Origin of the sequence: Streptomyces sp. NPDC097617 (genome assembly GCF_044761485.1) — a bacterium.
Taxonomy (GTDB): domain Bacteria; phylum Actinomycetota; class Actinomycetes; order Streptomycetales; family Streptomycetaceae; genus Streptomyces.
Genome location: NZ_JBIWCL010000005.1, coordinates 167,025 through 180,971 on the forward strand (window position 1 = coordinate 167,025; position 13,947 = coordinate 180,971).

Genomic DNA, 13,947 nt, shown 5'->3' on the forward strand with positions numbered 1-13,947 from the left:
GAAATCCCGGGGGCCGTGCGCGTGCGGGGTGCGGCTATTCGACCGTGACCGACTTCGCCAGGTTGCGCGGCTTGTCGATGTCCCGGCCCATGGCCAGGGCCGTGTGGTACGCCAGCAGCTGGAGCGGGATGCCCATGAGGATCGGGTCCAGCTCGTCCTCGTTCTTCGGGACCACGATGGTGTGGTCCGCCTTCTCCTGCTCGCGGTGGGCGACCGCCAGGATCCGGCCACTGCGGGCCTTGATCTCCTCGAGCGCCGCGCGGTTCTTCTCCAGCAGGTCGTCGTCCGGGACGATCGCGACCGTCGGGAGCGAGGGCTCGATCAGGGCGAGGGGGCCGTGCTTGAGCTCGGAGGCCGGGTAGGCCTCGGCGTGGATGTAGGAGATCTCCTTCAGCTTGAGGGAGGCCTCCAGCGCCACCGGGTAGCCACGCACCCGGCCGATGAACATCATCGACTTGGCCTCGGCGAACTCGGCCGCCAGCTTCTTGATGTCCTCTTCGCCGTCGAGGATCTCCTGGATCTGCGCGGGCAGCTTGCGCAGGCCCTCGATGATCCGCTTGCCGTCGGTGACCGAGAGGTCCCGGATGCGGCCCAGGTGCACGGCCAGCAGCGCGAAGGCCACGACCGTGTTGGTGAAGCACTTGGTGGAGACGACGCAGACCTCGGGGCCGGCGTGCACGTAGACGCCGCCGTCGGCCTCGCGGGCGATCGCGGAACCGACCACGTTGACCACGCCGAGGACGCGCGCGCCCTTGCGCTTGAGCTCCTGCACCGCCGCGAGCACGTCGTACGTCTCACCGGACTGGGAGACCGCGATGTAGAGGGTGTCGGGGTCCACGACCGGGTTGCGGTAGCGGAACTCGGAGGCCGGCTCGGCGTCCGCGGGGATACGGGCCATGCCCTCGATGAGGCCGGCGCCGATGAGGCCCGCGTGGTACGAGGTGCCGCATCCCAGGATCTTGACCCGGCGGATGCCGCGCGCCTCGCGCGGGTCCAGGTTCAGGCCGCCCAGGTGCACGGTGTTGAAGCGGTCGTCGATCCGGCCGCGCAGCACGCGGTCGACCGCGTCGGGCTGCTCGGAGATCTCCTTGTGCATGTAGGTGTCGTGACCGCCCATGTCGTACGAGGCGGCCTCCCACTCCACGGTCTCCGGGGTGGCGGTGGTGGTGGCGCCGCCGGTGGTGTAGGTGCGGAAGTCGTCGGCCTTCAGGGTGGCCATCTCGCCGTCGTCGAGGGTGACGACCTGGCGGGTGTGGGCGACCAGGGCGGCGACGTCCGAGGCGACGAACATCTCCTTCTCGCCGATGCCGAGGACGACCGGGGAGCCGTTGCGGGCGACGACGATGCGGTCGGCGAAGTCGGCGTGCATGACGGCGATGCCGTACGTGCCCTCGATCGCCTTGACGGCCTCGCGGACCTTGTCCTCCAGGGACTCGGCCCCGGAGCGGGCGATCAGGTGGACGATCACCTCGGTGTCGGTCTCCGAGAGGAAGACGACGCCCTCGGCCTCCAGCTTGGCGCGCAGCTCGGAGGCGTTGTCGACGATGCCGTTGTGGACGACGGCGACCTTGTTCTCGGCGTCCAGGTGCGGGTGCGAGTTGATGTCGCTCGGGGCGCCGTGCGTGGCCCAGCGGGTGTGGGCGATGCCGGTGGTGCCGGCGAAGCGCTTGGGGACGCGGGACTCCAGCTCGCGGACCCGGCCCTTGGCCTTGACCACCTTGAGGGCGGAGGCCTTCGGGCTGTTCACGACGATGCCCGCGGAGTCGTACCCGCGGTACTCCAGTCGCTGCAGGCCTTCGAGCAGCAGCGGTGCCACGTCACGCTTGCCGATGTAACCGACGATTCCGCACATACGGTTTAACCCCTCCTGAAGTTCGGTTCCTGTGCCCGCCCGCGGCCGCTTCCGCGGCCGCCGGCTCAGCCGTAGACGATGCGGCGCAACTGCCGGAGCGACAGCTCCGGCGGCGCCACGGCGCGGTGCGGCAGTTCGGCCGCGATCCGCTCGAAGATCTCCGCGTTGACCGATCCGCCGGACTGCAGTTCCCGGTGGCGGCGGCGGACGAACTCCTCGGTCGTCTCGTCGAAGTAGGCGAGCACGTCCAATACCACCCGGGCTGCCTCGCCGCGCTGCAGCGCGGTGCTGCGCACCAGGTGGTCGACGAGGTCGTCATGCGACGGGCGGCGATCGAGCACTCGTAGATATTGTCGGCTAACGGCGGCGAACGCAAAGATCCTGCCCGATTCCGGGCAGGATCCCACTGGTCTGGACCAGAAGTGCGTTCGGAGTGACCTCCTTCGGATGATTTCCGCCCGCCCTGGAGGACCGCACCGGACGCGACGGCCCGCTTGGCCTATACCTGTGCGCATGAGAGTCCTGCGACGTACGCTCGGCGCCCTCCTCGCCCTCGGCGCGGCCCCGGCCCTGCTCACGGCCTGCGCCTCCGCCCGCGGTGACGACGCCCGACCCGGCGACGACCCGCCCCCGGCCCTCGCCCCCTTCGAACGGCTGCTGCCGGCGCCCGTCTCCGCGCGCGCCGCGGGCACCGGGTACTCCTTCGGGGCGGGCACGGTCATCCGTACCGGCCGCGGCGCCGGCGAGGAGGTCCGCCGGGTCGGCGAACTCCTGGCCGAGCAACTGCGCGGCCCCAGCGGACTGCCGCTGCCGGTGGTCGACGGCGCCCCGGGCGACGGGATCCGGCTCAGGATCGACGAGGCCGCGGAGGGGACGGGTGAGGAGGGGTACCGGCTGGAGTCCGGCCCGAGCGGGGTCACCCTCACCGCGCGGACGCCGGCCGGGCTGTTCCACGCCGGGCAGACGCTGCGCCAGCTGGTGCCGGTGGCCGGTCCCGGGACGGTACCGGGCGGCACGGTCACCGACCGGCCGCGGTTCGCCTACCGGGGGGCCATGGTCGACATCGCGCGCCACTTCTTCACGGTGGAGCAGGTGAAGAGGTACGTGGACCAGCTCGCCCAGTACAAGGTCAACGCCCTGCACCTGCACCTGACCGACGACCAGGGCTGGCGCCTCGCGATCGACTCCTGGCCGCGGCTGGCGCCGTACGGCGGCGGCAGCGAGGTCGGCGGCGGACCGGGCGGCCACTGGACGAAGGACGAGTACCGCGAGCTGGTGGCCTACGCGGGACAGCGGTACGTGGACGTGGTCCCCGAGATCGACATGCCGGGGCACACGAACGCCGCGCTCGCCTCCTACGCCGAGCTGACCTGCGACGGGAAGGCCCCCGACCGGTACACGGGCATCAAGGTGGGCTTCAGCTCGCTGTGCGTGGCCGAGGAGCGGACCTACGAGTTCATCGACGAGGTGCTCGGCGAGCTGGCGGAGCTGACCCCTGGCCGCTACCTGCACATCGGCGGCGACGAGGCGCACGCGACGCCGGCGGCGGACTACGCGGCCTTCATGGACCGGGCGCAGGCGGTGGTGGGTCGGTACGGCAAGACCGTGGTGGCCTGGCACCAGCTGGCGGCGGCCCGCCCGGCGCCGGGCGCGGTGCTCCAGTACTGGGGCCACGACAAGACCCCGGCCGCGGACCAGGCCGCCGTGGTGGCGGCGGCGAAGGCGGGGCACCCGCTGATCCTGTCGCCGGCGGACCGGGTGTACCTGGACATGAAGTACGACCCGGCGACGAAGCCGGGCCTCGCGTGGGCGGGGTACGTCCCGGTGCGGCGCGCCTACTCCTGGAACCCGGGGGCGTATCTGAGCGGGCTCCCGGAGTCGGCCGTCCTGGGGGTGGAGGCCCCGCTGTGGACGGAGAACGTCTCGACGCGTGCGGAGTGGGAGCAGATGGCGTTCCCGCGGGTCATGGGCATGGCGGAGCTCGGCTGGTCCCCGGCGTCCGCGCTCGACTGGACCTCGTACAGCCGCCGGCTGGCCGCGCAGGCGCCCCGGCTGGACGCCCAGGGCATCGGCTTCTTCCGGTCGCCGGAGGTGCCCTGGCAGTGACCGGTGGGGCCGGGGGGCAGGTCCAGCAGGAGGTCTGGGCCCCGTCGGCCGCCCCGGCCTTGCGGTAGTGGTCGAGGACCTCCTGGCGGGTGCCGGGGTACACGTGGGTGCGCCCGGCGGACAGCCGGGCGTCACCGCTCTCGTCCGCGCACTCGGAGTGGGCGTCGTCGAAGCTGCGGGGGGCGCTCGCGCCCGGTGGCGGCGAGGAGAGCAGGGGCGGCGACTCCAGCTCCTTCATCCGGGCTTCGGACTCGGGCCGCGAACTGCGGCCACGGGAGCGGACACACGAAGGCGTGACCGCGAAGAGGGCCATGGTGCTTCGCAGTCACGCCGTCGAGATCTCGGGGGTGGGGAGAGGGAGGCGCCGAGGGACCGTATCGGTGCCTCCCCCGCCCCGTGTGTCACCGCCGGGCGAAAGCCGCGACGGGGTTCTTGAGGTTGCCGATCAGCTGGAGGGCCGCCGCCGGGTCGGCGAGGTCGACCATCTGCTTGTTGTTGCGCAGCTGGAGGCGGTTCAGGCAGGACAGCTGGAACTCCTGCGCGAAGAGGTCGTACCGCTCGAAGCGCTCCGCCAGCTGCGGCATCGACTCCTGGTACTCGTGGCCGCAGTCCGCGACCGCCTGCCAGAAGGTGTCCTCCTCGCAGATGCCCTCGTCCGCGAGGATCGCGCCGAGGAAGCGGAAGAAGCAGTCGAAGACGTCCGTGAAGATCGACAGGAGCTTCATGTCCTCGGGGATGTCCGCCCGGACCCGCTCGACCGCGGGCGGCAGCACCGCGTCCGCGTCCATGATGACGATCTCCTCGGCGATGTCCTTGAAGATCGCCCGCTTCACCAGGCCGCCCTCGATGACGAGGATGGTGTTCTCGCCGTGCGGCATGTACGCGAGGTCGTACTGGTAGAAGCAGTGCAGCAGCGGCACCAGGTAGGCGCGCAGGTAGTGGCGCAGCCACTCGGCCGGGGTCAGCCCCGACTCCGCGATCAGCGCGCCGACGAAGGACTTGCCCTCGGCGTCCACGTGCAGGAGCGAGGCCATCGTGGCGAGGCGCTCGTCGCCCTGGATCGAGTTGACCGGCGACTCGCGCCACAGCGCGGCCAGCATCTTGCGGTACGGGGAGTACCGGTCGGTGGCGCGCTCGTACTGGCGGTGGTGGTAGCCGATCGCCGCACGCTCGCGGATGATCGAGAAGTCCACCGACTTCAGGACCTCGTCGCCCTCGATCAGCTGGTGCAGCCAGTCGTTGATGGCCGGGGTGGCCTCCATGTACGCGGCCGACAGGCCTCGCATGAAGCCCATGTTCAGGACCGAGATGGCGGTCTTGACGTAGTGCTTGCGCGGCGCGCTCCGGTTGAAGAACGTGCGGATCGACTGCTGCGCGAGGTACGCGTCCGGGCCCTCGCCCAGCAGCACCAGGCGGTGGTTCGCGATCTCGGCCGCGAAGGTGACCGTCGTCTTGTTCCACCACTGCCAGGGGTGGATCGGGAACAGGTGGAAGTCGGCCAGGTCCAGGCCCAGCGCGGTCATCCGCTCCGCGAAGACGCCGATGGTCTCGTCGCCGAGCTCCTCGCGCATGAAGGAGTCGTGGTCCAGGCCGGCGCCCGCCGTGAAGGTGGAGACGTCCTTGCGGGCGGCCGCCCACACCAGGTGGACGGGGCTCGCGGTCTCCGGGGCGTACGAGAGGTACTCGTGCACGCCGAAGCCGAGCCGGCCGTTGTTCGCGACGAAGCAGGGGTGGCCCTCGGTCATGCCCGTCTCGATGTCCTGGAAGGAGGACTTCGCGAGGACGTCGGAGGAGACCTGCGGCTTCGTGTACTTGTAGCCGGTGCCGGCCAGCGTGGAGGAGATCTCCTCCAGGTAGACGGGCAGCACCTGCGGGCTCAGGCCCAGGGTCTCGCGCAGCTCGATGTGGAAGTCGAGCGCGTCCAGCGGCAGTTCGGCGCCGCCCTGGTGGCGGGTGATGGAGGCCTCGTCGACCGACCAGTGGTCGAGGGCGTGCAGGACCGCCTTGAAGCGGTACTCCACGGTGGAGTCGTCGCTGCGGACCGCGTACCAGGAGTCGCCGAGGGACTCGGGGGTCAGCAGGCGCTCGTGGGAGAACTCCGCGAGGCCCTTGCGGACCAGGGCGCGGTTGGCGCGGGCCCACAGCTCGGGGGAGAGGTGCGCGACGGCGTCGGTGAGGCTCATATGGAGACCCCCTGGGCGGCCGTGGCGGCCTCGAACTGCGCGCGGGTGCAGAAGCTCAGCAGGGCTTCCTTCTCCGGCTTGGTGACCTGGCGCTCCGCCGCGAAGCCGACGGCCTCGTTCAGGGCGTGCACGGCGGTGTTGGCGACGTCCGGCTCGACCACGACGCGTTCGGTGGCCGGGTCGGCGAAGACCGCGGCCATCACCGTGGTGATCACGGCGCGGGTGAAGCCGTGCAGCGGGGTGTCGCTCGGGGCGACGAGGAAGTGCATGCCGACGTCGCCCGGCAGGGCGTCGTAGAGGCCGACCAGCTCCAGCTCGGACGGGTCGTAGGTCTCCATCAGGAAGGCGGGACGGCCCTCGTGCAGACCGATGAAGGCCTGGTGGTGCTCGTGGGCGGCGATCCTCATGTACTCGCGCTCGACGTCCGGCAGGGACGCGTCCTGCATCATCCAGAACGACGCCTTCGGGTGGGTGACCCAGCCGTGGAGCAGCTCCGCGTCGGCGAAGGGGTCCAGGGGGCGCACGGCGAAGGAACCGAGTTCTTTGTCGGTGCGGGAGAAGAGGAGTTCGGTGGTGCTCATCAGAGGGTGCCTTCCGGGGCGGCGAACTGCTGGAACGCGATGGACTTCTCGACCTTGTAGTGCTCGCGGCCGAGGAGCTCACCGACGATGTACGCGTTCCGGTACGCCGCCATGCCCAGGTCGGGCGAGGTGAGGGAGTGGTTGTGGGTGGTGCCGTTCTGCAGGTAGACCCCGCGGCCCGTGGTGTCGATGCTGTAGTTGCGGGCGGCGTCGAGACGGCCGTGCCCGTCGAAGTTCAGGCGGCCCCGCACCGGGTTCAGGAATTCCGGGAAGGTGTACTTGTAGCCGGTGGCCAGCACCAGGCCCTCGGAGGTGAGGGAGAAGTCGCGCTCCTGCTCCTCCTGGCGCAGCCCCAGCGTGTACGTGCCCGTGGTGGTGTCGTACGCGGTGCTGCTCAGGGAGGTGTTGGTCAGCAGGGTCGTCGGGACCTCGCCCGGCATGCCGACCTTCTTCTGGTAGAGCAGGTCGAAGATGGCGTTGATCAGGTCGCCGTCGATGCCCTTGAAGAGGTTCTTCTGCTGGGTCTCCAGCCGGTACCGGGTGTCCTCGGGGAGCGCGTGGAAGTAGTCCACGTACTCGGGGGAGGTCATCTCCAGGGTCAGCTTCGTGTACTCGAGAGGGAAGAACCGCGACGAGCGGGTCACCCAGTTGAGCTGGTAGCCGTGGACGTCGATCTCGGCGAGCAGGTCGTAGTAGATCTCGGCCGCGCTCTGGCCGGAGCCGATGAGGGTGATCGACTTCTTCTTCTGCAGCTCCGCCTTGTGTCGCATGTAGGCGGAGTTGTGCAGGAAGTCGCCGCCCAGGTTCTCGCAGGACTGCGGGACGTGCGGCGGGGTGCCGGTGCCCAGGACCAGGCGGGGGGCCCGGTGGGTCTCGCCCTTGTCCGTGTGGACCTCGTACAGGCCGGCCTGCTCGTCGTAGGTGACCTCGGTGACCGAGGTGGACCACTGGACGTTGTCGAGGCGGTCGGCGGCCCAGCGGCAGTAGTCGTTGTACTCGGCCCGCAGCGGGTAGAAGTTCTCCCGGATGTAGAAGGAGTACAGCCGGTCCTTGTCCTTCAGGTAGTTCAGGAAGGAGAAGGGCGAGGTCGGGTCGGCGAGCGTGACCAGGTCCGACATGAACGGCGTCTGCAGGTGCGCGCCGTCCAGGAACATCCCGGCGTGCCACTCGAAGTGCGGCTTCGACTCGATGAAGAGGCCGTCGATCTCGTTGAGCGGGGCGGTCAGGCAGGCGAGTCCCAGGTTGAACGGACCGACGCCGATGCCGATGAAGTCGTGGGTCTTAGCGGTGGAGGGCAAGGGATTCTCCCAGGAACTGCTCGGCATGTGCGGCGAGAAGGTCGAGGACGGCCGCGATGTCGGCCGTCGTGGTCTGCGGGTTGAGGAGGGTGAACTTCAGGTACTGCTTCCCGTCCACCTTGGTGCCGGCGACGACGGCCTCACCGGAGGCGAACAGGGCCTTGCGGGCGTGCAGGTTGGCCTCGTCGACCAGGTCGGCGCGGACGTCCTCGCCCACGGGGACGTAGCGGAAGACGAGGGTGGAGATCTGCGGCTTGACGACGACCTCGAAGCGCGGGTCGGCGTCGATGATGTCCCAGCCGGCCGCGGCCAGGTCGATGACCTCGTCGAAGAGCGAGCCGACACCGTCGGCGCCCATGACGCGCAGGGTCACCCAGAGCTTGAGCGCGTCGAACCGGCGCGTGGTCTGGATCGACTTGTCGACCTGGTTGGGGATGCTCCCCCGTAGCCCTCCGGGCACGGGAGGTGCCCCCACCTCGGCCTCCCTCGGGCGCGGGTTGAGGTAGTCCGCGTGGTACGTGGCGTGCCTCAGGGTGTCGCGGTCGCGCACCAGCATGGCGCTGGAACTGACCGGCTGGAAGAACGACTTGTGATAGTCGACCGTGACCGAGTCGGCGCGCTCGATGCCGTCGAGGAGGTGGCGGCGGGTGGGCGAGGCCAGCAGTCCGCAGCCGTAGGCGGCGTCCACGTGCATCCACGCGGCGTGCTCGTCGGCCAGGCGGGCGATCTCGGGAAGCGGGTCGATGGACCCGAAGTCGGTGGTGCCGGCGGTGGCGACGACGGCCATCGGGAAGAGGCCTTCGGAGGCGCACTCCTCCAGTTCCAGGGCGAGGACCGCGGTGTCCATCCGGCGGTTGCGGTCGACCGGGACGCAGATGACGGCCTCGTAGCCGAGTCCGAGCATCGCGGCGGACTTCTGGACGCTGAAGTGGCTGGCCTCGGAGGTGAAGATGCGCAGCTTCGGCAGGAGTTCGGCCTTGGTGAGCTCGTGTCCCTGGTCGAGGGCCTTTTTCATGACGAGGCGGCAGGCCTCGTCACGGGCGAGGAGCAGCGCGTGGAAGTTGGACTGGCTGCCGCCGGAGGTGAAGATGCCGTCCGCGGCAGGGCCGAGTCCGATGCGCTCGGTGGTCCAGTCGATGAGGCGGCGCTCGATGAGCGTGCCCCCGATGGACTGGTCCCAGGTGTCGAGCGAGGAGTTGACGGCCGACAGGATCGCCTCGCCGAGCACGGCGGGGATGACGACCGGGCAGTTGAGGTGGCCGAGGTAGCGCGGGTGGTGGAAGTACACCGCGTCGCGCAGGTAGACGTCCTCGAGCTCGTCCAGGACGGCGGCCGCGTTCTCGAGCGGCTTGTCCAGGTCGATTGCGTTGATGACCGGGGCGAGTTCGTCGACGGATATACCGGTGTGGGGCCGCTGCGTCGTCGCGAGTTTGGTGGCGACGCGTTCGACGCCCTCGGTGACGCAGCGCCGGTAGAGGTCCGCGGTCGTCTCGTTCAGCAGATGCGAGCGCATCAACTTTCCTCCGGGCATGGGGGAGAGGGGTGGGGTGTGGCGTGCGTTGATTAGGTTAGCCTAACCTTAGTAATTGGCCAAATACGGAAGGGCCCCGGCTGAAAATGCCGGGGCCCGTCGCAACTGCTCTATGGGGTAAGGAAGCTGACTACAGGTCGGACGTCGGATCCTCGCTCGGAGCCTTGCCCGCGTACGCCTCGGCGAGGAGCTGCTCCTCGCTCGCGCCGAGTCGCCAGTAGCCGGTGAAACGCACGGCGCGGCGGTCGATGAATCGTTCCTGCACGAAGTGCCGGCGCACCGAGCGGATCGTGCCCGCCTCGCCCGCCAGCCAGGCGTACGGGGCTTCGGCCGCGGCGGGTTCGGCCGCGCGCAGCGCGCCCAGCACCTGCTCCGTCCGCTCCCGGCCGTCGCTCTCGCGCACGATCCAGGTGATGTCCGCGTCGGCGAGCGTCGCCAGGTCCAGCCGGTCGTCCTCGTGCGGGACCTCGAACCAGGCCCGGACCCTGCTCCCGGCGGGCAGCCGGTCCAGGATCGCGGCCGCGGCCGGCAGTGCGGTCTCGTCCGCGTACATCCAGATCGCGTCGGTGCCGGCCGGCGGCTGGAAGCGTACGGACTTGTTCTCCCGGACGGCCGGGCCGATCGCCAGGATCCGGCGGCCGGTCACTGCCTGCCCCGCCCAGCGGGACGCCGGGCCGGTGTCCCCGTGCAGGACGAAGTCGATGTCGACCTCGTCCACTCCCTCGGGCGTACGGCGCTGCTCGCGCACCGTGTAGGAGCGCATCACCGGCCGTTCCTCCTCCGGCATCGCGCGCCAGGCGGCGAACCAGGTGTCCTCGTCCGTGGACGGGAGCACCGTGTGCTCCTGGCCGGACGCGGGCAGGAAGAGCGACAGGCTCTGGTCGAAGCCGCCCGAGTGGAACCCCGCGAGGGACTCCCCGCCGAACGTGACCCGCAGGAACGAGTGGCCCAGACGGCGCGTGCGGACGACTTCGAGCTCGAAGAACCGGAAGTGTGCGACGGCCGGGGCGTCGGATGCGGTGGCGGTCATGCGGAGAGGTCCCCCTGGGAGTCGGTACGGCGTGCCAGGCGCCCGGGGTCACCGGGCGCCGGGGGTCAGCTGACCTTCTTGGCGCTCTGGATGGACTTCGCGAGGTCTTCCAGGAGCTGGGCGCACTTGTCGTACGAGAAGATCGGCTCGGTCACGCGCGGGGTGATCTGGCCGGCCTTGACGGCGGGGAGCTCGGCCCAGGTGGCCTTCTCCTTCAGCGTGTCGGGCTGCAGGGTGCCGGTGCGGTTGTCGAGCAGGACGACGTCGGCCTTGTACTTGCCGGCGTTCTCCCAGCTGAGGCTCTCGAAGAAGCCGCCCTCGTCCAGCTTCTCCGGGGTGACGAACTCGACGCCGAGCTGCTTGAAGTACTTCAGGTCGGCCGAGGTCTCCGGGGTGGAGACGTAGAACAGGTCGGCGGAGCCGGAGCCCACGAGCACCTTGATGCCCGGGTTGGCCTTGGTGGCCTCGCGCACCTTCGCGGCGGCGGCCTCGAAGCGGGCCTTCGCGTCGACGGTCTTCTTGGCGTTCATGTCGGCGCCGAGGGACTTGGCGAGGTCCGCGGTGCGCTCCAGCGCCTTGTCGAGGGTGACGTCGCCGCCCACCTTGATCGCGGCGGCGGGGGCCAGCTTCAGGATCTTGTCCTTGGAGGCCTCCGGGACGTACCAGTAGCTGCCGTCCCAGCTGTTGGTGACGAGGAGCTCGGGCTGGAGGGCCGCGTACTTCTCGACGTTGAACTCGTCGTAGACGTTGCCGAGGATCTCGACCTTGGAGATGTCCATCGAGCCGGCCTGGACGTCGGGCTTGCCGTCGGCGGTCTTGGTCGGGCCGAACACGCCCTTGACCGGGATGCCGTAGTCGTACAGCGCGGCGGCGGTGCCGGTGAAGGCGACGATGTTCTTCGGGGTGGACTTGGTGCTGACGTCCTTGCCGAGGTCGTCCTTGAAGGTCCAGGGGCCGGAGGCCGCGGCGCCGTTGTCCTTGCCGCCGTCACCCTTCGCCGAGTCGGTGCCACCGCACGCGGCGAGGACCGCTACGAGGCCGAGGGCGCCACCGGCCGCGACGAAGCCGCGACGGGTGAAGGAGGAGGTTCGGGACTTGGGCATGTCGATTCCGTTTTCGTGCGTGCCGGGCGGCCACTGAGCCGTTCGTGGGGAAGGTTAGCCTAACCTTGGCCTGAAACGGTAAGGGGGCCCTAAGTTTTTCAGGGCCCCCTCGTTTTCGCCCGGTTCCGGAGCTGTCCGGACGAGCCCCGGACAGCTCCGCGCGAGCTCTACGGCTAGCCGGCGAAGCCCAGTTCGCGCGCGATCAGCATGCGCTGGACCTCGCTCGTGCCCTCGCCGATCTCCAGAATCTTGGAGTCCCGCCACATGCGGGCCACCGGGTACTCGTTCATGAACCCGTAGCCGCCGTGGATCTGGGTCGCCTCGCGCGCGTTGTCCACGGCGACCGTCGAGGAGTACAGCTTCGCGATCGCCGCCTCCTTCTTGAACGGCTCGCCGGCCACCAGCCGGGAGGCCGCGTCGCGCCAGCCGACGCGGGCCATGTGCGCGCGCATCTCCATGTCGGCCAGCTTGAACTGGATGGCCTGGTTGTCGCCGATCGCCTTGCCGAAGGCGTGCCGCTCCTTGGCGTACTTCACCGACTCGTCCACACAGCCCTGCGCGAGGCCCGTGGCGAGCGCGGAGATGGCGATCCGGCCCTCGTCGAGGATCCGCAGGAACTGCGCGTAGCCGCGGCCCTCCTGGCCCACCAGGTTGGCCAGGGGGACCCGTACGCCGTCGAAGGACAGCTCACGGGTGTCCGAGGAGTTCCAGCCCACCTTGGAGTACGGGGCGGCCACCGTGAAGCCCGGGGTCCCGGACGGGACGATGATCGAGGAGATCTCCGGGCGGCCGTCCGCCTTGCGGCCCGTCACGGCGGTGACGGTGACCAGACCGGTGATGTCCGTACCGGAGTTGGTGATGAAGCACTTGGAGCCGTTGATGACCCACTCGTCGCCGTCCTTGACGGCGGTGGTGCGGGTGCCGCCCGCGTCGGAGCCGGCGCCCGGCTCGGTCAGGCCGAAGGCGCCCAGGATCTCGCCGGAGCACATCTTCGGCAGCCACTGCTGCTTCTGCTCCTCGGAACCGAACAGGTAGAGCGGCATGGCGCCCAGCGAGACGCCGGCCTCCAGGGTGATGGCGACCGAGGAGTCGACGCGGGCCAGCTCCTCCAGGGCGATGCCGAGGGCGAGATAGTCCCCGCCCATGCCGCCGTACTCCTCCGGGAAGGGCAGGCCGAACAGGCCCATGCGGCCCATCTCGGCGACGATCTCGTAGGGGAACTCGTGCCGCTCGTACAGGTCGCCGATCTTCGGGGCGACGACGTCGTGCGCGAACGCCTCCACGGTGCGGCGGAGTTCCTCGTGCTCAGGGGTGAGCCGGTGGTCGAGGGACATGGTGTGACTACTCCTTGTGGGAGAGGGCGCGGACGGTACGGGAGGGGCTGGGGCGTCCCAGCTGTTCGGCCATCCACACGCTCGTGGCGGTGAGGGAGGCCAGGTCGACCCCGGTTTCGATGCCGAGGCCGTCGAGCATCCACACCAGGTCCTCGGTCGCGAGGTTCCCGGTGGCGCTCTTCGCGTACGGGCATCCGCCGAGGCCGCCTGCGGAGGCGTCGACGGTGGTCACGCCGTGCTGGAGCGCGGCGAGGGTGTTCGACAGGGCCTGGCCGTAGGTGTCGTGGAAGTGCACGCCGATCCGGTCGGTCGTGACGCCGGCCTCGTTCAGCGCGGCGAGCAGCGCCTGGACATGACCCGGGGTGGCCACGCCGATCGTGTCGCCGAGGCTCAGTTCGTCGCAGCCGAGGTCGAGCAGGGCCTTGGCGACGGACACGACCTGGTGGACCGGGACCGCGCCCTCCCAGGGGTCCCCGAAGCACATCGAGAGGTAGCCGCGCACGTGCGCGTCGCCCTCCTTGGCCCGGGCCACGACGGGCTCGAACATGGCGAGGGACTCGGCGACGGTGCGGTTGAGGTTGCGGGAGGCGAAGGTCTCGGTGGCCGAACCGAAGACCGCGATGCGCCGGGCGCCGAGGGCGAGCGCGCGGTCGAGGCCGCGCTCGTTGGGGACGAGCACGGGCAGATCCGCCGCGACATCGGCGAGCTGCGGGAACAGCTCCTCGGCATCGGCCAGTTGGGGGACCCACTTGGGGTGCACGAAACTGGTGGCCTCGATGGTGGTCAGCCCGGCGGCGGCGAGGCGGTGGATGAACTCCGCCTTGACGGCCGTGGGGACCGCGCCCTTCTCGTTCTGCAGCCCGTCGCGGGCACCGACCTCGTGGATGCGGACCCGGGCCGGGAGGCCGGGGGCCGGGACGTTCATGGGC

General features: G+C 70.0%; 11 protein-coding genes. 1 reads left to right on the forward strand and 10 read right to left on the reverse strand.

Annotated features, from left to right (window positions below):
* Positions 1–34: 34 nt before the first annotated feature.
* Both glmS and ACIQZO_RS11840 read right to left on the reverse strand, forming a co-directional pair.
* The gene (glmS, locus tag ACIQZO_RS11835) at positions 35–1,852 is read right to left on the reverse strand and encodes a glutamine--fructose-6-phosphate transaminase (isomerizing) (RefSeq protein WP_403623819.1); all 1,818 of its coding nucleotides are present in this window, start codon (positions 1,850–1,852) and stop codon (positions 35–37) included.
* Positions 1,853–1,917: 65 nt separating this feature from the next.
* Positions 1,918–2,193: a hypothetical protein gene (locus ACIQZO_RS11840; protein ID WP_327132195.1), complete on the reverse strand. Its 276-nt coding sequence runs from the start codon at positions 2,191–2,193 to the stop codon at positions 1,918–1,920.
* Between the two features lie 172 nt (positions 2,194–2,365).
* On the opposite strand from ACIQZO_RS11840, the gene ACIQZO_RS11845 reads away from it, so the two are divergent.
* Positions 2,366–3,958: a beta-N-acetylhexosaminidase gene (locus ACIQZO_RS11845; RefSeq protein WP_403623822.1), complete on the forward strand. Its 1,593-nt coding sequence runs from the start codon at positions 2,366–2,368 to the stop codon at positions 3,956–3,958.
* Between the two features lie 401 nt (positions 3,959–4,359).
* On the opposite strand, the gene ACIQZO_RS11850 is transcribed toward ACIQZO_RS11845, so the two are convergent.
* The 8 genes from ACIQZO_RS11850 to ACIQZO_RS11885 form a co-directional block, all read right to left on the reverse strand.
* The gene (locus ACIQZO_RS11850) at positions 4,360–6,141 is read right to left on the reverse strand and encodes an IucA/IucC family protein (RefSeq protein ID WP_403623825.1); all 1,782 of its coding nucleotides are present in this window, start codon (positions 6,139–6,141) and stop codon (positions 4,360–4,362) included.
* Entirely contained in the window at positions 6,138–6,722 is a 585-nt protein-coding gene (locus tag ACIQZO_RS11855; protein WP_403623828.1) for a GNAT family N-acetyltransferase, read from the reverse strand. The genes ACIQZO_RS11850 and ACIQZO_RS11855 overlap by 4 nt, the downstream gene beginning before the upstream one ends.
* Complete coding sequence (locus tag ACIQZO_RS11860) at positions 6,722–8,020, reverse strand: lysine N(6)-hydroxylase/L-ornithine N(5)-oxygenase family protein (protein ID WP_403623831.1); 1,299 nt, start codon at positions 8,018–8,020, stop codon at positions 6,722–6,724. The genes ACIQZO_RS11855 and ACIQZO_RS11860 overlap by 1 nt, the downstream gene beginning before the upstream one ends.
* Positions 8,004–9,533 (reverse strand): pyridoxal phosphate-dependent decarboxylase family protein, encoded by a 1,530-nt coding sequence (locus ACIQZO_RS11865; protein ID WP_403623834.1) that lies wholly within the window; start codon positions 9,531–9,533, stop codon positions 8,004–8,006. Before ACIQZO_RS11865 ends, ACIQZO_RS11860 begins: the two co-directional genes overlap by 17 nt.
* 148 nt (positions 9,534–9,681) lie before the next feature.
* Positions 9,682–10,581: a siderophore-interacting protein gene (locus ACIQZO_RS11870; protein WP_403623836.1), complete on the reverse strand. Its 900-nt coding sequence runs from the start codon at positions 10,579–10,581 to the stop codon at positions 9,682–9,684.
* Between the two features lie 65 nt (positions 10,582–10,646).
* On the reverse strand, positions 10,647–11,684 hold the full coding sequence (locus tag ACIQZO_RS11875; RefSeq protein ID WP_403623839.1) for an ABC transporter substrate-binding protein: 1,038 nt from the start codon (positions 11,682–11,684) through the stop codon (positions 10,647–10,649).
* Positions 11,685–11,857: 173 nt separating this feature from the next.
* Entirely contained in the window at positions 11,858–13,018 is a 1,161-nt protein-coding gene (locus ACIQZO_RS11880; RefSeq protein ID WP_403623842.1) for an acyl-CoA dehydrogenase family protein, read from the reverse strand.
* Between the two features lie 7 nt (positions 13,019–13,025).
* Positions 13,026–13,943 (reverse strand): hydroxymethylglutaryl-CoA lyase, encoded by a 918-nt coding sequence (locus ACIQZO_RS11885; RefSeq protein ID WP_403624263.1) that lies wholly within the window; start codon positions 13,941–13,943, stop codon positions 13,026–13,028.
* Positions 13,944–13,947 lie beyond the last annotated feature (4 nt).

Excerpts from the sequence above, each read along its gene's own strand:
- glmS (WP_403623819.1), bottom strand. The coding sequence starts at position 1,852 with ATGTGCGGAATCGTCGGTTACATCGGCAAGCGTGACGTGGCACCGCTG.
- ACIQZO_RS11845 (WP_403623822.1), top strand. The coding sequence starts at position 2,366 with ATGAGAGTCCTGCGACGTACGCTCGGCGCCCTCCTCGCCCTCGGCGCG.
- ACIQZO_RS11850 (WP_403623825.1), bottom strand. The coding sequence starts at position 6,141 with ATGAGCCTCACCGACGCCGTCGCGCACCTCTCCCCCGAGCTGTGGGCC.
- ACIQZO_RS11855 (WP_403623828.1), bottom strand. The coding sequence starts at position 6,722 with ATGAGCACCACCGAACTCCTCTTCTCCCGCACCGACAAAGAACTCGGT.
- ACIQZO_RS11865 (WP_403623834.1), bottom strand. The coding sequence starts at position 9,533 with ATGCGCTCGCATCTGCTGAACGAGACGACCGCGGACCTCTACCGGCGC.
- ACIQZO_RS11870 (WP_403623836.1), bottom strand. The coding sequence starts at position 10,581 with ATGACCGCCACCGCATCCGACGCCCCGGCCGTCGCACACTTCCGGTTC.
- ACIQZO_RS11875 (WP_403623839.1), bottom strand. The coding sequence starts at position 11,684 with ATGCCCAAGTCCCGAACCTCCTCCTTCACCCGTCGCGGCTTCGTCGCG.
- ACIQZO_RS11880 (WP_403623842.1), bottom strand. The coding sequence starts at position 13,018 with ATGTCCCTCGACCACCGGCTCACCCCTGAGCACGAGGAACTCCGCCGC.
- ACIQZO_RS11885 (WP_403624263.1), bottom strand. The coding sequence starts at position 13,943 with ATGAACGTCCCGGCCCCCGGCCTCCCGGCCCGGGTCCGCATCCACGAG.